At 43.9% G+C, this 17,801-nt stretch carries 11 protein-coding genes; all 11 read right to left on the bottom strand.

The window, feature by feature from the left end:
- Positions 1-63: 63 nt before the first annotated feature.
- On the bottom strand, positions 64-1,854 hold the full coding sequence (locus tag MHH60_RS02050) for an RCC1 domain-containing protein (protein ID WP_179088849.1): 1,791 nt from the start codon (positions 1,852-1,854) through the stop codon (positions 64-66).
- 92 nt (positions 1,855-1,946) lie between these two features.
- A complete protein-coding gene (locus MHH60_RS02045; protein WP_341161108.1) occupies positions 1,947-4,274 on the bottom strand; it encodes an exosporium glycoprotein BclB-related protein in 2,328 nt (775 codons plus the stop codon).
- A 19-nt stretch (positions 4,275-4,293) separates the two neighbouring features.
- Entirely contained in the window at positions 4,294-6,111 is a 1,818-nt protein-coding gene (locus MHH60_RS02040; RefSeq protein WP_081388829.1) for a glycosyltransferase, read from the bottom strand.
- 587 nt (positions 6,112-6,698) lie between these two features.
- Positions 6,699-7,418 (bottom strand): trehalose operon repressor, encoded by a 720-nt coding sequence (gene treR / locus MHH60_RS02035; RefSeq protein ID WP_076133134.1) that lies wholly within the window; start codon positions 7,416-7,418, stop codon positions 6,699-6,701.
- Between the two features lie 164 nt (positions 7,419-7,582).
- Positions 7,583-9,553, bottom strand: coding sequence for a PTS system trehalose-specific EIIBC component (gene treP / locus MHH60_RS02030; protein WP_076133135.1), 1,971 nt, complete (start codon positions 9,551-9,553; stop codon positions 7,583-7,585).
- Positions 9,554-9,603: 50 nt separating this feature from the next.
- Positions 9,604-11,307 (bottom strand): alpha,alpha-phosphotrehalase, encoded by a 1,704-nt coding sequence (gene treC / locus MHH60_RS02025; RefSeq protein WP_256715045.1) that lies wholly within the window; start codon positions 11,305-11,307, stop codon positions 9,604-9,606.
- A gap of 387 nt (positions 11,308-11,694) precedes the next feature.
- Positions 11,695-12,882 (bottom strand): phosphopentomutase, encoded by a 1,188-nt coding sequence (deoB, locus tag MHH60_RS02020; protein ID WP_076133137.1) that lies wholly within the window; start codon positions 12,880-12,882, stop codon positions 11,695-11,697.
- 20 nt (positions 12,883-12,902) lie between these two features.
- Positions 12,903-14,084 (bottom strand): NupC/NupG family nucleoside CNT transporter, encoded by a 1,182-nt coding sequence (locus tag MHH60_RS02015; protein ID WP_036677141.1) that lies wholly within the window; start codon positions 14,082-14,084, stop codon positions 12,903-12,905.
- A 15-nt stretch (positions 14,085-14,099) separates the two neighbouring features.
- Positions 14,100-15,404: a purine/pyrimidine permease gene (locus tag MHH60_RS02010; protein ID WP_076133138.1), complete on the bottom strand. Its 1,305-nt coding sequence runs from the start codon at positions 15,402-15,404 to the stop codon at positions 14,100-14,102.
- Positions 15,405-15,451: 47 nt separating this feature from the next.
- Positions 15,452-16,159 (bottom strand): purine-nucleoside phosphorylase, encoded by a 708-nt coding sequence (gene deoD, locus MHH60_RS02005; protein ID WP_076133140.1) that lies wholly within the window; start codon positions 16,157-16,159, stop codon positions 15,452-15,454.
- Between the two features lie 161 nt (positions 16,160-16,320).
- The gene (locus MHH60_RS02000) at positions 16,321-17,754 is read right to left on the bottom strand and encodes a helix-turn-helix domain-containing protein (RefSeq protein ID WP_076133142.1); all 1,434 of its coding nucleotides are present in this window, start codon (positions 17,752-17,754) and stop codon (positions 16,321-16,323) included.
- Between the last annotated feature and the right edge of the window lie 47 nt (positions 17,755-17,801).

Genomic DNA, 17,801 nt, shown 5'->3' with positions numbered 1-17,801 from the left:
GAATCACCTATAAAAATAGGGAATTCATTGCCACTTAGGCATGAAATTCCCTACTCTTCAAATCTAATTAGATTGTTCTACAAGTGAAATTGCAACAGGTTCTATGACATTAGTATAAGTGCCATCACCAAGCTGGGCTAACCCATTATACCCCCAGGTCAGCAAGGTTCCCTCCTCACTAACCGCACCGCCGCTCATATAACCTGCACTAATAGCGACGATACGAGTGCCAATGTTGAGCTTAGATGCGAGGGAACGCTCCGACTCAGTACTACCACCGAGCTGGCCCTCATTGTTCGCTCCCCATAGCCATACGTTTCCATCGCTTTTCAGAGCCATGCTATGTAAGGCACCAGCGGATACACTGATAACTGAACCAAGATCCAAGGCTTGAACGGGAGTATAATGATCTTCGGTTGTCCCATCCCCCAAGATTCCCTTAACGTTCGTTCCCCAGCTCCATACGGTTCCGTCTTTTTTCACTGCCATGCTGTGATAAAAGCCGGCAGCTACGGAAGTAACGCTGCTTAACTCAGCAACCTGCACGGGAGTTGAGCGATCGCTCTTTGTGTTATCACCAAGCTGACCGTAAGCATTGAACCCCCATGCATAAACCTGACCATCGTAGCTAACCGCTAGATTATGAAAGGCTCCGGCTGAGATCGATGCGATTGATTCCAAACCTGCAACCTGCACTGGTAATGCACTATCCTCGGTGGTTCCATCTCCAAGCTGACTATATGTGTTAAGTCCCCATGCCCACACCGTTCCATCGGACAATAATGCTAACGAATGCTGCTCACCTGCTTGAACCGCTATGACATTCACCAATCCAGGCACTTGCTGCGGCACAAGCTGGGGCTCCGACGTACCATTACCCAGCTGGCCCACGCTATTGCTTCCCCATGTCCAAACCGTTCCGTCCGTCGCGAGCGCGATGGAATGGTCTTGTCCAACGGATGTGGCGCTTATCTCCGGCAAGCCTATAATTCGCACAGGCTTATTACGAGCAATAGTTGTGCTATCACCGAGCTGGCCCTTCCTATTATTGCCCCAAGCCCATACGGTACCATCCGGTTGTACAGTCAATGTATGAAAGGAATTCCCGTTGCCCATGCTCATAATGGGACCAACATTACTTACAACATCAAGTGTACTAACCTTCAACTCGTTACTATTTGCTGATTTGTTCCCTGCTTCGTCTATAGCTTGTACTAGAAAGGTATACTCCTGTCCAGGCTTCAAATCGACGGCCGTGTAGACCGTTGTACTAACCCTTACTTCTGCCAACAGATCAGAGTCCTTATATAGAACATATTCCGCAACTCCGACATTATCCTCGGATGGACTCCATGCCAAGCTAATGTTATCTGATGTGCGACTGAAAAGAGTTAGCTCGGGCGTACTCGGCGATTCTTGATCGGCTAGTGGGAGTTCCTCATCCTTCGTTGTTGATGGGTGCGCTTCCGCTGGAAGCGTACTTGCGATTAAAGGTGGACTTGTTTTTGACACGGGTCCGGATATGTTTACGGCTTGGACCGTAAATGTATAGCTCCGGTCGGAAACCAATCCCTTCAACGTATACTCCGTTAATTCGCCTGCATCGAAGGTATAGACCACATCGGTTATGCTAGGAATGGTAGACTCCATTAGATTTACCTTATAACTCACATCCGTGTTAGAGGTTCCCTCTACGGCATCCCAGGTAAGGCGAATACTCGTGGAGGTTGAATCGCTGACTGCCAGATTCGTTGGTGCAGCCAATAGCTTTACTTGTTCAAAAGAGCGTCCTTTTGCATCTCCTACAGACGGGAATTGAATGACGGATGGAAATATAAGAACTAACACCAACATTAAGCTCAATTTTTTTATCGGAAATAGCTTCCTTGCCATTTTCAATCACTTCCTATCAAATAAAATGGATGGTTCCTACCTCAAGTCTTGAATTACTTAATCTCAATTCCGGCGCTCGCATAACCTGTTAGTGTAGTTCTCAAGTCTAGACCCGCAGTTATGGTAGGGAACACTACTAACATTAAGCGATCGCCAGCATGAACAGCCGTATTAAAGCCTGTGGATGCTCCGTTACTAGTAGATCCAGTAGAAATTATTCCTGTCAAACTAGGCAACAAGGTTACTGTTGGACCACTAATAGGTGTAAAACTGTTACTGTTACTTGCCGCTTTAAATAATTGTGCTTGAACGTTTACGGACGTGCCTACTAAACTCAAAGCTACAGTTGTGCTGAAGAAAGCATATATTGAAGTGATCGTACCATCACGTGGAACGATAAACGCCTGGTTGTATGGATCATTTGTAGGATTCGAACTATTACTTTTAGACAAATCTATTATTCCACCTGATATACTAGCACCTGAGAAGGAATTGCCAAATCCGAGCATCGCCACTGTGTTGTTTAATCCCCCGAGGGCAGTCGTTATGGTAATTGGTGCTCCTGAAGAGAATGGAATTATCGTTGATGCGCCAGATGCCCCGGTAGCTCCGGTTATCCCTTGAATCCCTTGTACACCCGTAGCTCCGGTTGCGCCAGTTACGCCTTGAATTCCTATTGCCCCTATGGCTCCGGTTGCGCCAGTTGCTCCAGTTACCCCTTGAATTCCCTGAACTCCTTGGGCCCCGGTAGCTCCGGGTTCACCTTTAGAGACAAGCAGGGTAAAGTCGTTATTTATATCAGAAGGTACTCCAGATGGGTTGTTTATGGTAACGATGTAGATACTTCCTAAATAAGTAACGACTTGTCCTGCATGATAGGAAATCGCTGAACTAAACGGAGTAATGCTATCAAGACCAATGCCAGTTGCACCAGTCGATCCGTTAGCACCGGTTATCCCTTGGATACCCTGTGCACCTGTTACGCCAGTTGACCCCATCGCTCCATTAGCGCCAGTTACACCGTTAGCACCAGTCGCCCCATTTGCTCCGGCTGCTCCAGTAGCCCCGACAGCACCCGTAGCCCCGGTTGCACCAGTCGCTCCATTAGCACCAGTTGCTCCGATTGCACCCGTAGCACCTACAGCACCAGTTGCTCCGGTTGCGCCAGTCGCTCCGATAGCACCAGTAGCTCCAACAGCCCCAGTAGCCCCGACAGCGCCAGTAGCCCCGGTTGCGCCAGTCGCTCCGATATTACCAGTAGCTCCAACAGCCCCAGTAGCCCCGGTTACGCCAGTCGCTCCGATAGCACCAGTAGCTCCAACAGCCCCAGTCGCGCCGACAGCTCCGGTAGCCCCAGTGACACCTTGCGGTCCAATTGAACCAGAAGCCCCGTTTTGACCCGCTGCGCCGGTTGCACCTGTGTCTCCTTTTTCCCCTTTCGGACTAGTCTGACCTACAGCCCCTAATCCCAACACTTCAACGAAGGATGCCATTCCTCCATTATGAATGAGCGTCACCAAAGACCCCGTAGGAAACACTCCCTTGCCATTGTCCCCGAACAGAACAGATTTGCTATTGATTTCGAACTTCTCCGTCTGACCGCTGCTGCTCAAGAGTTCGATCGAATTTTTGGACATCGAGACGACAGAGCCATGGATAATCCGATCGGATACCTTGCTCGCAAATATTTCCGTTTTAGACAAGATAGCTGCAAACTCGGCGCGAGTAGCCGTTTGCTTAGGCTTGAAAGTATTATTAGGGAAGCCAGATATGACATTGCGGTTAACTGCGGCATTAATGTAGCCTGCTGCCCAGTCCGATGCGTCTGATGCATCTAAGAAACCTATGTCGCTATCCTTAAACTCGATGGCCTCGGATTCTTTGCCTGCAGCACGAATAATTAGACGTGTTATCCACTCTCGACTTGCTTGCTCTTTTCCCCAGATGACGGTGTTGGGTCTTACTTCCTCGCTTGGAATCACGAGGCCGATGTCAATCGCTTGTTGAATCCAAACAGTAGCCCAAGAATCTACGGTGAAGGGCAGGCTGCCGCTAGTAGCCTTAGGCTGCTCATATCCCATGAACCTTAGCGCCATAACAACCGCTTCCTGATTCGTGACTGGTCGGTTAGGGCTAAAGTTTCCGGAACCGTCTCCTTCGATTACCCCAAGCGCTGAAGCTTTAGTGATATACTGATATGCCCATGAGGTAGAGTCGACATCACTGTAAGCTGCTGCACTTGCCCGGGGTAGAATACTACTATAAGCAGGGCTCAAGGGAGCAATTAACTGACTCATCAGAATAAATGCCATTGAACTCTTGTAAGCTAACTGCTTGCCACTTTTCTTGCCACTTGCTTTCGTCCTCTTCAATCTTGCCATTACTAAATCCCCCTCAAATTTATAAAGTTATGTATTGCTTCAAATAATCGCGATTAGCCATGACGCTCGGAGAATCTGGTACATAGCTCCCAGCTATCTCGTTGTGACAGTGAGCTTGTTCGTATTGTCCTAAGCGATCGTAACAGACGCATAATTGCAAATGCGGCAGCCACGTCCATGCCGGAACGTCTACTCTAGCGTTAGGCTCAGTCGGCTTTGGTACTTCCGTGGCTAGCTTGTACCAAAAAGCAGCATTCTCAAACCGTTGTTCGATTAGCTCATAAGACCCTAATTGACAACAGGCTTCGGCTCGGGGAGGCGACAAGGCAAAAGCTTGAAGTACTTTAAGCTTGGCTTCTTGAAAGAGACCTAATTGTGACAATGCATCGCCGGCACGCCGACTCGCAAGTAGCTTGTCCTCCATCCAGCCATTCGTCATGGCAATGAAGGCATCGTATTGCTCTATCGCTCGCTGCCATTGGCCGTGATCGTATAACTCGTTGGCATAATAAAATAAATCCCGCGGAGTGAACCTCGTTTGCGCTTTCAACATCTCCTCATAGATGAGAAGATTACGCGAGGACTGCGTATGCTTTCGATCATGTGTTATACCTAACTCGGCATAGAACACATTGCCTGCGACCTCAAGGTACTCATGAACGACTCCAATCCAACGGAAATCACAACTTCGTCTTACCAGACGATTACGTCTCAAGCTCGAAGTTACACTTCCGTCTTTGTCACGGTCGAGATAATAATGCATCGATACAGCATCGATATCCCATGGTAGTTCGGATACGATGGACTGGAGAGCCTTTGTATCCTCTAATTGCAGATAATCGTCCGCATCCAACCACAGCAGGTACTCTTGAGTAGCGAGACTGAAGGCATAATTTCTTGCCTTGGAGAAATCGTTCACCCATTCGAAATCATAAACCCGTGCTCCATAAGATGCCGCAAGCTCTTTGGTCCCATCACTCGAACCTGTATCCACAATAATGATCTCATCGACAAGCTCCCTCACGCTGGATAAACAACGTCCTAAGGTGTGCTCTTCATTTTTTACAATCATGCATAGGCTGACAGTGACTTTCCTTGTGCCGCTATGCAAGGAAGAAGTTAAATCGAATCCCCACTTGCTTATGGCCATAGCACGATTCAAGATTAATCGGTTATTGTACCAATCAGGATCATTGAGATCTACTGAAGGAGGTTCCTTCCGGAAGACTACGCATCCTTCGGCTATGTAAATATCCAGGTTCATAGATAACGTACGATAACACAGATCGTCATCCTCGTAAGATTCGACCTCAAATCGCTCATCAAAGGACCCAATCTGCTCAAAGTAGCGACGGGGTATCATCATTAGTAAACTGACAAGTCTAGGAACCCGGGTCCAAGACTTTGATTTTCCGTTGGCAAGCATCGATGACGACTGATAGAGTTGCTCCATGTTCTGATATACAATCGGAATCCGTTGAGCGCCGCTAACATCATTCATCCTCGGACCCACGATTGCAGCATTCGAATGATGGTCCAGACAGCCCGACAACTCTTCTAACCATCCCTCGTTTACCATAATCTGATCGCGGATGAATACAAGACGTTCTCCCGAAGATGACACCGCGCCCAGATTGAATGCTGCTGCAACCCCTTTGCTCCGGCTATGAATGACATGAACGCCGCATTCATACGCAAGGTAATTCGACAATTCGGCAGATTTGTTATCCGAGACGACAATCAGCTCATAGGACATAGACGTATATTTCTTAATCCGATCCAGACATTGTGCGGTCAGGTTAAAGTGCTGAGCCAACAATATGATGCTAATATTCAATCGCTTTTCCTCCTATATTCGATATTTTCCCTAAATCTACCACTCTATTAGCGTTGCATTCAAGACAACCAAAGTTGCTATTAGCCCGTTTCACAAATAATGATAAGCTCAAAAAGACAGCCGGGAATCTAACTTTACTTTATTAATGTAATAAAGAGTTTTTTCAGGATGACAGAATTTTTCACCTAATAATTCTGGCTTGCGACGTATACCGTATTTGTTACGACTGGCTACGAAGGTATCGCTGTTTCCATATTCCAACAATATATATGTATAAAGGACATTTAAATAGTGTGGGTTGTCATCACTTTTGTCATATGACAATATGGAACATAATGGATGTTACATAAAAAAACTGCCTCTGAGGGCAGCTTTTTTTCTTAATATATCGTTTTTACGTACGGAGCGAATGAACCTCTGAAGGGTTCTTGTATCGGGAATTTGCTTAGTATTTGCTATATAACTCAACACACCTGATAGTGATTGAAAGGAATAGAGATTTCATATATCATAATCGGATTGTATTTATTCACAGGGAACTCTCATAAAAAAAAGGATATCCCAAACTAGGACACCCTTGGATCAGCTTATCGCCTCACTCTTCGAGCAAAATCCACGAACTGGAATTTATCCAGCCGGTGTCTAGACTCGGTATATTGGTAAAGCACCGTGTTCTCCAAATAAACATAGTTTCGTACTACTACAATATGCGTAAAATTCTTCAAATCGAGCAGTCTATGATCCTCCTCGGTAGAAGGCTCAACGGATATCAGCTTCTTCGCATAACTGATTTTAAGCCCCAATTCCAGCTCCAGATAATCATAGATTGAGCCTTCCGCGATTTCCTCACTCAGAAAGGAAACAATATCCGCACGAAAATAATCCTTATCCAAAATGATCCGTTCACCTTCAATTTCTCTGGCGCGAACAACCTTCCAAATCAGAGTTTCAGGTGGAATCTGCAGATGTCTGGCGATTGCGGAGCCTGCCGGCTCTTGTATTGTCCGCTCTACCAGTGTCCGTGAGGCAGTACCCAGGGTATCGGCCATCTCTTTAAATGAAATCAAACCGGTAACAGGGAAATCCATTCGGGTCATGTCAAGCACAAAGGAGCCTCTGCCCTTAATTTTGTGAATATATCCTTCACGGAAAAGTAGATTCAGCGCTTTGCGCACGGTCTCTCGTGAAGTGGCGTAAGCTTCGGCGAGTTCACTTTCGGAAGGCAGCTTGGTTCCCGGCAGAAGTTGTCCAGAATGGATTTGGTTGCTGTATTCATTATAAATTTGCAAATATTTATTTTCTCTCAATTTTGATCACCGCCCTTTATTGTATCACGTCATGCCTTTGGAAGCATCGATTCAATTGGAGGGAAAATTATAGCGTTGAACATATAAATTCTTATATTTATAGAAAAACAGCCCCCAAGGGGCTGTCTTACTGTAGTATAAAGTCTTTGCCAATATAGCCTTTATCAACCCTTGAGATGAATAGTCAAGATGCTTGTTTGTTTGGCCGTAGCTGGTCCGGTCTTCTCCTCGATCTTCTCGACCATCTCCTGACCTGCAGGAATGATGATTGGAGTAATCACCGGGTAACCTGCTGCGCGGATAGCTTCCATATCAAATTCTAGTAGAAGCTCTCCTGCTTGCACCTTATCACCAATATTCTTCAAGCTGGTAAAACCGCTACCTTTAAGCGCCACCGTGTTAATTCCAACGTGGATTAATACCTGAACACCGCTGGCATGCTCCAGTATAAGCGCATGTTTGCTCTTAATCACATGGGCTACTGTAGCATCAAAGGGAGCATATACTTTCCCCTCAGAAGGTTCGATTGCAATTCCCTCACCCATTTGCTTTTCAGCAAAGGCAGGATCGGGCACCTGTTCCAGCGATACTGCAGTTCCACTAAGCGGTGAGACAAGCTCCAGAATATTAACTGATTCCTGTGACCCTTGAACTGAATGACGGCTGCTCAATTCCTCTGGTTCGCTCGTAGGACTAGAAGTCTCTGTAGCTGTGTTCTTTTCGGAACGACCCACTACAGAACGTCCGTACAATACTGTGGCGGCAAATGGCACAACGAGAACAATAACCATGCCAATAAAGAAAACGCCCCACTGATTCGGGAAAATCGAAAGGAAACCGGGAATTCCCCCTACGCCAATGGATGAAGCGCGAACCTGGTTAACGGTAAGGAGCATACCTGCAATTGCTGAGCCGATCATCCCGAAGATGAAAGGATAGCGATAGCGGATATTCACCCCAAAGATTGCCGGCTCAGTCACGCCGAGGAATGCAGAGACGGAAGATGTAGCCGCCAAGCCTTTTGCCTTTTGTTCTCTAACAACGAACATCATCGCCAGTGCCGCAGCGCCTTGCGCAATATTGGAGAGCGCCAGCATCGGCCAGAGGAAGGTGCCTCCCTCACTGCCGATGAGTTGAACATCGACTGCCAAGAAAGTATGATGCATCCCAGTGATGACCAGAAGTGCATAGAATCCACCATAGATCAAACCACCAAGGAGCGCAAAATGATCAAATACATAGATCAAACCCGAGGTGATAGCATTGGCAATGGCGAACGTAACGGGTCCGATAATGGTGAAGGCCAGAAAACCTGTGACCAGCAGGCTCACTGGAGCAACAACCAGTAGTTTAATGGAATCAAGCACCCGGCGGTTGAGGAACTTCTCCAGTCTAGCCAGAATATAGGCCGAAACCAGTACAGGCAATACTTGCCCCTGATAACCGATCTTCTCCAAATGCCAGCCGAACAAATTCCAGGTCGGCACGGTTCCCTCAGTTTTAGCACTTGCATAACTGTACGCACTTAATAGATCCGGATGTACGAGAATTAAACCCAGCACGATTCCCAGCAGAGGACTGCCCCCGAAACGTGTAACAGCTGCCCAACCGATAAGGGCTGGTAAAAAGGTGAAGGCCGTGCTGGCAATCGTGTTAATAATCGCAGCAATGTCTTTCCATGCAGGATAGACATCTACCAATGACTTACTATCAAAGAAGATACCAGGTCCGGTCAAAATATTATTAATCCCAAGCAGCAAACCTGCGGTTACGATGGCCGGAAGAATCGGAATAAAAATATCAGCCAGTGTTTTGATCGCCCGCTGCAGTGGATTCTGTTTCCGTGCTGCCGCTGATTTCACGTCATCCTTGGAAGAGCGGGCACCACCAGTGATCTGAATCATTTCATCGTATACTTTATCTACAGTTCCTGGTCCAATAACGATCTGGAACTGCCCCTGCGTAGAGAATTGTCCTTTTACGAGTTCGTTACGGTCCAGAGCTTCCGAATCCACCTTGCTCTCGTCATACAGCGAGAATCTCAGCCGGGTTACACAATGCGTCGCAACCTCAATATTCTCCTTGCCCCCAACCGCCCGTACAATATCTTCAACATTTTTGCGGTCTATAGCCATATCTTCACTCCTTACAAAATTGATGTGTGCTCCTTCTCAAGTACACCTCGTTAGCGGACTAACCACATGTAGGAAGCATAAGGACTAAGCTGAAGCTCTTGTGTTAATGAAGGTGCATCTGCTGTATTCCCAATCAGAAGCTCGTCCTTACCACTTGGCGACAATTCAGTCCAGTGATTATCTTTAAAGCGGAAAGAGATCTCTTTACTGCTGAAGTTCGAGACCACAACAAGTGTCTCTCCAACTCCTGTTCTGGCGTAAGCGAAGACTTCAGGATGACCTTCATCGAGTCTCTTGAAAATACCTTCTATGAATACTCCATACTCCTTGCGTAGAGCAATCAGTTTGCGGTAATGGTGAAAGATGGAATCAGGGTTTTCAAGTTCCTTCTGCACATTGATGTCTGGATACCGCTCATCTACCTTCAACCAAGGAGTACCAGTGGTAAATCCGGCATTCCGGCTGTCATCCCACTGCATCGGCGTACGTGAATTGTCCCGCGAACGTTCTTGGAGAATGCTGAGAGCAACCTCCGGGCTTTTCCCCTGTTCACACAGAATGCGGTACATATTTAGTGACTCAATGTCGCGGAACTCATCGATGCTTTTCCATACCGGATTCGGCATACCGATTTCTTCCCCTTGATATACATAAGGTGTTCCCTGAAGGCCATGCAGAGTTGTCGCGAGCAGCTTGGCGCTTTCCACACGGTAGAACTTATCATCTGTGAATCTGGAAAGAGCACGCGGTTGATCATGATTGTTAAAAAATAGTGCGTTCCAGCCTCCGCCTTTCTGCATTCCGGTCTGCCACTGCGAGAACAACCGTTTCATTGCCTCGAAATCATAAGGCATCAGTTCCCACTTCTGTCCATTCGGATAGTCGACTTTTAAATGATGAAAATTGAAGGTCATGGAAAATTCCCGCTCTTCGGGACTTGAGTACCGGATACAATGCTCCAGTGTAGTTGAGGACATCTCTCCTACAGTCACCATCTCAAACGGACCAAACACCTCTTCATACATTGCTTTGATGTATGCATGGACCTGTGGACCGTCAGTATAGAATTTACGTCCATCCCCCGGTGGAACACTCCCGTCATCATTAGGGAAGCGCTGATCTTTGGAGATTAAATTAATTACATCCATGCGGAAGCCGTCGACACCCTTTTTAGCCCAGAATAACATCATATCATTCACTGCTCTACGTACCTTCTCATTCTCCCAGTTCAGATCCGCTTGGGTTTTATCGAAGAGAGTAAGATAATATTGTCCCGACGCTTCGTCGAACTGCCAGGCAGGCCCACCGAACTTCGACTGCCAGTTGTTGGGTAAGCCGCCGTCCGGAGCCGGGTCCTTCCAGATATAGTAATCACGGAAAGGGTTGTTCCTGCTTGAAATGGACTGTTTGAACCACTCATGTTCAGTCGAGGTATGGTTAACCACGATATCAATCATTAGCTTCATTTCGCGTCTATGCAGTTCCTGTATTAGCTCGTCAAAATCCTCCATCGTACCGAAATCCGGGTTAATATTTTCATAATCTGCCACATCGTAACCGTTATCATGTTGCGGCGAAACATAAACCGGCTGTAACCAGACAATATCGATTCCAAGCTTCTGCAAATAATCTAATTTCTCAATAAGTCCTTTAATATCTCCTGTTCCGTTGCCTGTAGTGTCCTTAAAGCTCTTCGGGTACACCTGATACACCGTGGAGCGGCGCCACCATTCAGAATACTGGGACTGACTCAAGTTGAACACCTCCAAAAAGAATTCCTTTATTTCAACCATTAAACCTGTATATACAAGTTCAAACACTTCACACAGTTTAAACCTGTATATACAGGTTGTCAATACTATTACTACCGAAGGAGTGGCATGAGTAGAAACTAGATTATTTATAACGTTGTATAAGAATGCGATTCATCGAAAAAAGGGTTAACGACAGGTGGCTCTAAAATTAACCCCTTTAATAATTGATTATTACCCTAATATTTGATCCGTAATAACAAAAAAAAGCCGATTTCTCGGCAGCTTTTTAGATACAAAGATATGTAGATAAAAAAACAAACAGGATCCCTTTTACTAATACAAGTTAGGTATCCTGTTTCTATTCAAAGTGTCTATTCAAATTATAGTTTATTTAAGCTCCTGTAGGAGGCTCTGACCAAATTGGGGCATGGTCACAACAAAGTTATCAGCAATTGTTGCTCCAATATCCGAAAAAGTCTTCGATATAGACAGCTCCCCTTGTCGATTGAAACTCTTACTGTAGAGAAGTAAAGGAACATATTCACGGGTGTGATCCGTACCGGCATGAATGGGATCATTCCCATGGTCTGCCGTAATTATTAGAAGATCGTTTTCACATAGCTCCGTTAGAACTTCATGTAATCGATCATCAAATTCTTCTAGCGCTTTCCCATACCCGATCGGATCTCTACGATGGCCATAAAGTGCATCAAAATCAACAAGATTCAAGAAACTAAGTCCTGTAAAATCAGTATGAAGGGTCTCCATGAGTTTATCCATGCCATCCATGTTAGACACTGTACGCAAAGACTTGGTGACACCCTCCCCATCGTATATATCTGAGATCTTGCCAATCGCTAGTACATCGAACCCGGCATCCTTGAGCTCATTCATCACGGTTCTTCCATAAGGCTTCAAGGCATAATCATGGCGGTTCGATGTTCTTTTGAAATTTCTGGGCTGCCCGAGGAATGGTCTAGCAATCACTCTGCCTAGCATGTACTCCTCACGTAAAGTAATCTCTCTGGCAATCTCGCAGATTTGATACAGTTCTTCCAAAGGAATAACCTCTTCATGAGCCGCAATCTGAATCACGGAATCTGCAGAAGTATAGACAATGAGTGCACCTGTGTTCATATGCTCTTGTCCAAGCTCATCAAGAATAGCTGTACCACTAGCGGGTTTATTCCCAATCACCTTTCGTCCTGTTCTTTCTTCTAATTCATTAATTAATTCATAAGGAAACCCTTCAGGAAACACTTTGAAAGGAACATCAATTCGTAGGCCCATGATTTCCCAGTGACCTGTCATCGTATCCTTTCCATTAGAAGCTTCCTGCATTTTGGTCCAATAAGCTAAAGGGTGCTCTACTTTGGGAACTCCGGGTATAGAGTCAATATGGCTTAACCCTAGCTTGGATAACGCAGGAACATGTAGCCCATTCATTTTTTCTGCAATATGCCGTAATGTATGTGATCCTGCATCCCCAAACTTTTCAGCATCTGGGGCTTCACCAATGCCTACAGAATCCATAACGATGACGAAAATCCGCTTAAACCGGGGTGTTTGTTTCATGTTAATACTCCTTGCTACAACTAGAATATGATACCGATAATCAAAGCTGATAAAACGCTTACAAGTGTGGCGCCAAATAACAGCTTTAATCCAAATCGTGCGACGATATTCCCTTGCTTTTCATTCAATCCCTTCACTGCACCCACAATGGTACCAATCGACCCAAAGTTAGCAAATGAGATTAGAAAAACGGAGACAATGGCTGTAGTACGGCCACTTAAACCTTCTTGAATCTTAACAAAGTCAAGCATAGCAACGAATTCATTCGCAACAAGCTTTGTCGCCATAATACTACCGGCCTCAACAGCTTCATGCCATGGCACACCGATAAGAAAGGCGATGGGTGCAAAGACGTAGCCTAACACTCCTTGGAACGAGATTCCGAATATGCCACTGAAGACACCGTTAATTAAAGCAATGATTCCCACAAAACCAACTAACATTACCCCAACTACTATGGCTACTTTAAAGCCATCCATAATATATTCGCCCAGCATTTCAAAAAACGTTTGTTTTTCTTCTACCTGAACTTCAACAATATCTTCTTCAGGTGTAACTTCATACGGATTAATGATGGATGAAATGATAAATCCGCCAAATAGGTTTAATATCAATGCAGCTACTACATACCGAGGTTCTAGCATCGTCATATAGGAACCAACGATTGACATGGATACCGTAGACATTGCAGACGCACATAATGTATACAAGCGATGTTTTGGCAATAGTCCAAGCTGGTTTTTCACCGAAATAAATACTTCATTTTGTCCGACAATTGCGGCTGCAACTGCATTATAAGATTCCAATTTACCCATGCCATTTATTTTACTCAGCACCAAACCAATATACTTTATAATGAATGGCAGTATTTTGTAATGTTGCAAAATCCCTATCAATGCTGACATAAAAACAATGGGCATCAAAACATAAAGGAAAAATGTATGCGCCCCTTCATTTGCAATCCCGCCAAACACAAAATCAGTACCTTCATTGGCGTATCCAAGTAATTTTGCAAAACTATCAGCAAACCCTTTGATCAAAAATTCTCCAATGCTCGTTTTTAGGATAATTAATCCCAAACCTATCTGAATAGCAATCATTACAATGATTGGACGATATTTAATCTTTTTCTTATTGTTACTTCCTAGCCATGCCAGTAATAGAACAATAACCAAACCAGCAATAGAAATTAGATAATGCATTTTTAGCCCTCCAAATTATCGGTTAATTTTCTTGGAATCCTCATATCGTAATGCATCTTTCCACATTAACCCTTGTTCCAAAATAATTGCTAACAGGCTTCCGCATATTAATCCATTATTTAAAATGGCTATCACGATCGGAGATAAATGGGCTGTAGCTGATGCAGGAACAAACATTAAACCTACACCTACTAAAAGGGAAAGCCCACTGACAATAAATGTTCGCTCTTCATGAATAACCGTTTTCAATTCCTTTAGAGCTAGTCCGACCATCTTCACAAAAATGACGAAGGTAACAGAATAGCCTATGGGAGCTGGAATCGCAGATATGAAATTCATTATGGGCGGGAACAAGGATATTGAGATCACTAAGCTGCATCCTATTAAAAATGATCTGCGCTCCCTCATCCCCGTTTGCTCAACATATCCCGCTGCTCCCGAAATAGGGACTGAGCCGACCGCTCCTAAACCACCACTGATAAGATGCGTAATTCCAGAAGTTAACCCGGCGCGCAAATAACGACGATGATCCCCTTGCTTTGGTTTCATAACAGTTTCCATCAAACGGATGGATGCCACTGCATTGGTTATTAATAATAGGGTTAGTAAAAATGCAGTAGTAATTGTCCCGGCATCGAACCGGGGTGTTCCAAATGGGAATATTTCCGGCAGCTTAAATAGAGTATCCGCACGAGAAACCGCCGGCATACTACCGCAGATTATAAATAATAGGCAGCCTATCACTATACTGAAAATTATTGAAAACTGGCTGAGTAATACAAAGCGGCTGTTGCCTAACCAAAAGGTAATGCAGACCACAATCACACTAAGGATGAACACTTTAACATCTAACATGGTGTGGGCTATGGTAATCCCCATCATCCCTTTCATAAAAGATCCACTTAATTGAAAGATCAATAAAAGTAAATAAATAAAGGTGATGGTCGGAGTGAATAGACGAGCGATTTTATCCATTAGCTTAAATGCTGAAATTAGGATAAACAACACTCCGCTAATGATCATCGCTCCACTTAAAGCCTGTAAAGCGCCGTTGTTAGAGGAATAGATCCCCCCCACTAAACTCGCGTAAATGGTAAAAATGCTCCACCATAACCCTGCCGGACCTTCATGAATAGGGAACTTATGACCCATCAGGCCTTGTAAAAATCCAGCTATTGCTAAAGTAATCATGGTGCTCTGAATGAGTCCGGAAGTCTCTATGGGTGTTAAGTTATATAAATCTGCGATAGCAATGGGTGCAGCAATTGCACCAGCAATCATAAAAATCATCCACTGCAATCCTGACAGTATTACCTTCATTTCTTTCTCACTCTCTTTTCTAACAACACTGCACTCTTATCAATAAATCAGCCATCAATGACTGTGTTAAGAGCTACTTCTACCATTTCATAAAAGGATTGTTCACTTTCTTTATGAGTTAGGTGTTCCTGTCTTAACAATTGACTACCGACGGTCAAAATCGATAAAGCTTTTACACCATATTTAGCGGCTAAAGTGTATAGGGCGGTACTTTCCATTTCTACAGCTAATACACCGAAATCCATAAACTTGTGAAGCCGATCTAAATTTTCACGATAAAATTCATCAGAATTATAGATGTTACCAACAAACACATTGGTATTTTTAGCTTGTGCTTGTTGATATGCTTTCATTAGCAATGAGAAATCTGCCGTTGGTGCAAAATTACAGCCATGAAAGATCTTTTCCGTCATATTACTGTCTGAAGATACTGCTTGGGCTAATATAATATCGCGAATATTGATTTCTTCCTGCATCGCGCCACATGTACCAATGCGAATCAATTTCTTAACTTCATAATCGACGATCAATTCTGTCGCGTAGATACTCATCGATGGATTTCCCATCCCTGTCCCCTGAACCGACACAGGCACACCCTTGTATAATCCAGTGTATCCATACATCCCTCTTACTTCGTTATAACAATAAGCCTCCTCTAAAAAGTGTTCTGCCACAAACTTTGCACGCAAGGGATCTCCTGGGAGCAACACGAGCTCTGCTATTTCTCCCTTATTTGCACCTAAATGCCTACTCATAGTTCTTCCTCCAACTTTTAATAGTAAACTGAGGTTTACCGAAATCGCTTTCCACTTGCCTTCAAGTAAAATCAGTTTCGAAACTAGATTGAGCATAAGGTTTTTTAACATTACAAACTAGACCAAAAACTTACGGAGCTTACGGAAAATAATTGGTCAAATTATAAAAGCAGTTCTTTACGAATGTTGTCTAAGTCTCTTTTAGAGGGGATCGTAGAAATAATAACAACAGGCACTGTCTTTAATGCAACCGGGATATTACTAATGACAAGATCGATATTATTTTGCTGCATGATCTCGTCGGTCAGGCCTTTCATTATGGAAGTATTAAGGATCAACTGATCCCCAATTTCTTTTTTTATCAAATCTGCTATGTAATGACGAATTGAAAATTCTTCCCCGATCACTAAAAAAGCCCTCTTACTTTTGTAACGTAAACTCGAACGGACAATTAAGGTTAGTTTTGTTAAATGAAAATTATTGAAGAGAACGGAAGGGTAAGTTTTATTCCACGTTTGCATACAGGTTTGCATTTCTTGATAAATCTGCTGGCACTCCTGCTCTACATATGTTGTTAAATGACTTTTCGAAATCATCATCCATTCCGGAATGGCATTTTCGATTAATAGCTTGTCAAAGAACCCGTAAATCTCCAAAATAAACCGTTCTTGCATATGCAAGTTCGGGTATACCTTTGCTAATAACATTAGAAGCAGATTCCCCATTTGATATTCTTCTTTATCCTTATGTAATTCGACTTCTTTCATCGGAGTGATCTCTGACCCTTCATAATAATGATATTGGCTGAGGCTAACCATGGATTGCATAAAGAATATTTCACTGTTTGGAAATTCAAGGGACAGCTTGTCCTCAAGACATTTTGCAATAGTTTTCACTGGAAAATAAAACATCCCCTTTTCCCAAGGGTAAGCATTTTCGTCGATTTTCACACATTTTCCTTTAGCCACTCTTTCTATAACAATGGCCAACAAAAACGATAATCTCCTTTTGGAATTGATAAAATATACAATGTTATCCTCATTTTCTATATTTGTGATTAACTGATTAATATAAGCAAAATCAACATTCGCAAAGGGCCATCCTGTAAACTCATACGCATCACCATATAACTTCCAATAAAAATATCGAATATTCATTTCATTCCCTTTGATCATGGGGGTAGAAAAACTAATGCGAAGCTTATAAGCTTTTAGATCATCATTATTTAATTGCACAATCAATTTCTTCAAAGACGAGGTACTCATAAACATGGCTTCGGAGAGCTCCTCCACAGACAGTCGACCCACATTCGTAAATAAAAAATCCATCAGCCGATAAAAGATGGTTTGTCTGAACATAGAAGAAATCACTTCACTAATCGTACTTCGCCCATCACGTTGAAGAACTATTCCCTTTCCTCTAGAAACCTCAATGGTTACAGTAGATGGTAATTGCTTGCTGATTTCCTCCACCATCTTCCGGATGGTCTTATCAGAGATCCCTAAACTTTTTTCAATTTCCGCTAAGGTAAACCATCTATGTTCCGTATCAAGCAGCGTTAATAGTTGACTAGCTAAATTAAATCCCTTATCCATTTTTCTACACCCACTTCAATTTCGTTTTAATTTTTATAGTATAAACA

Source organism: Paenibacillus sp. FSL H7-0716, from assembly GCF_038002705.1.
In the GTDB taxonomy this organism is placed as follows: domain Bacteria; phylum Bacillota; class Bacilli; order Paenibacillales; family Paenibacillaceae; genus Paenibacillus_AQ; species Paenibacillus_AQ odorifer.
Note: the sequence above shows the minus strand (reverse complement) of the source record. Positions and strands in the feature narration are given on the sequence as shown.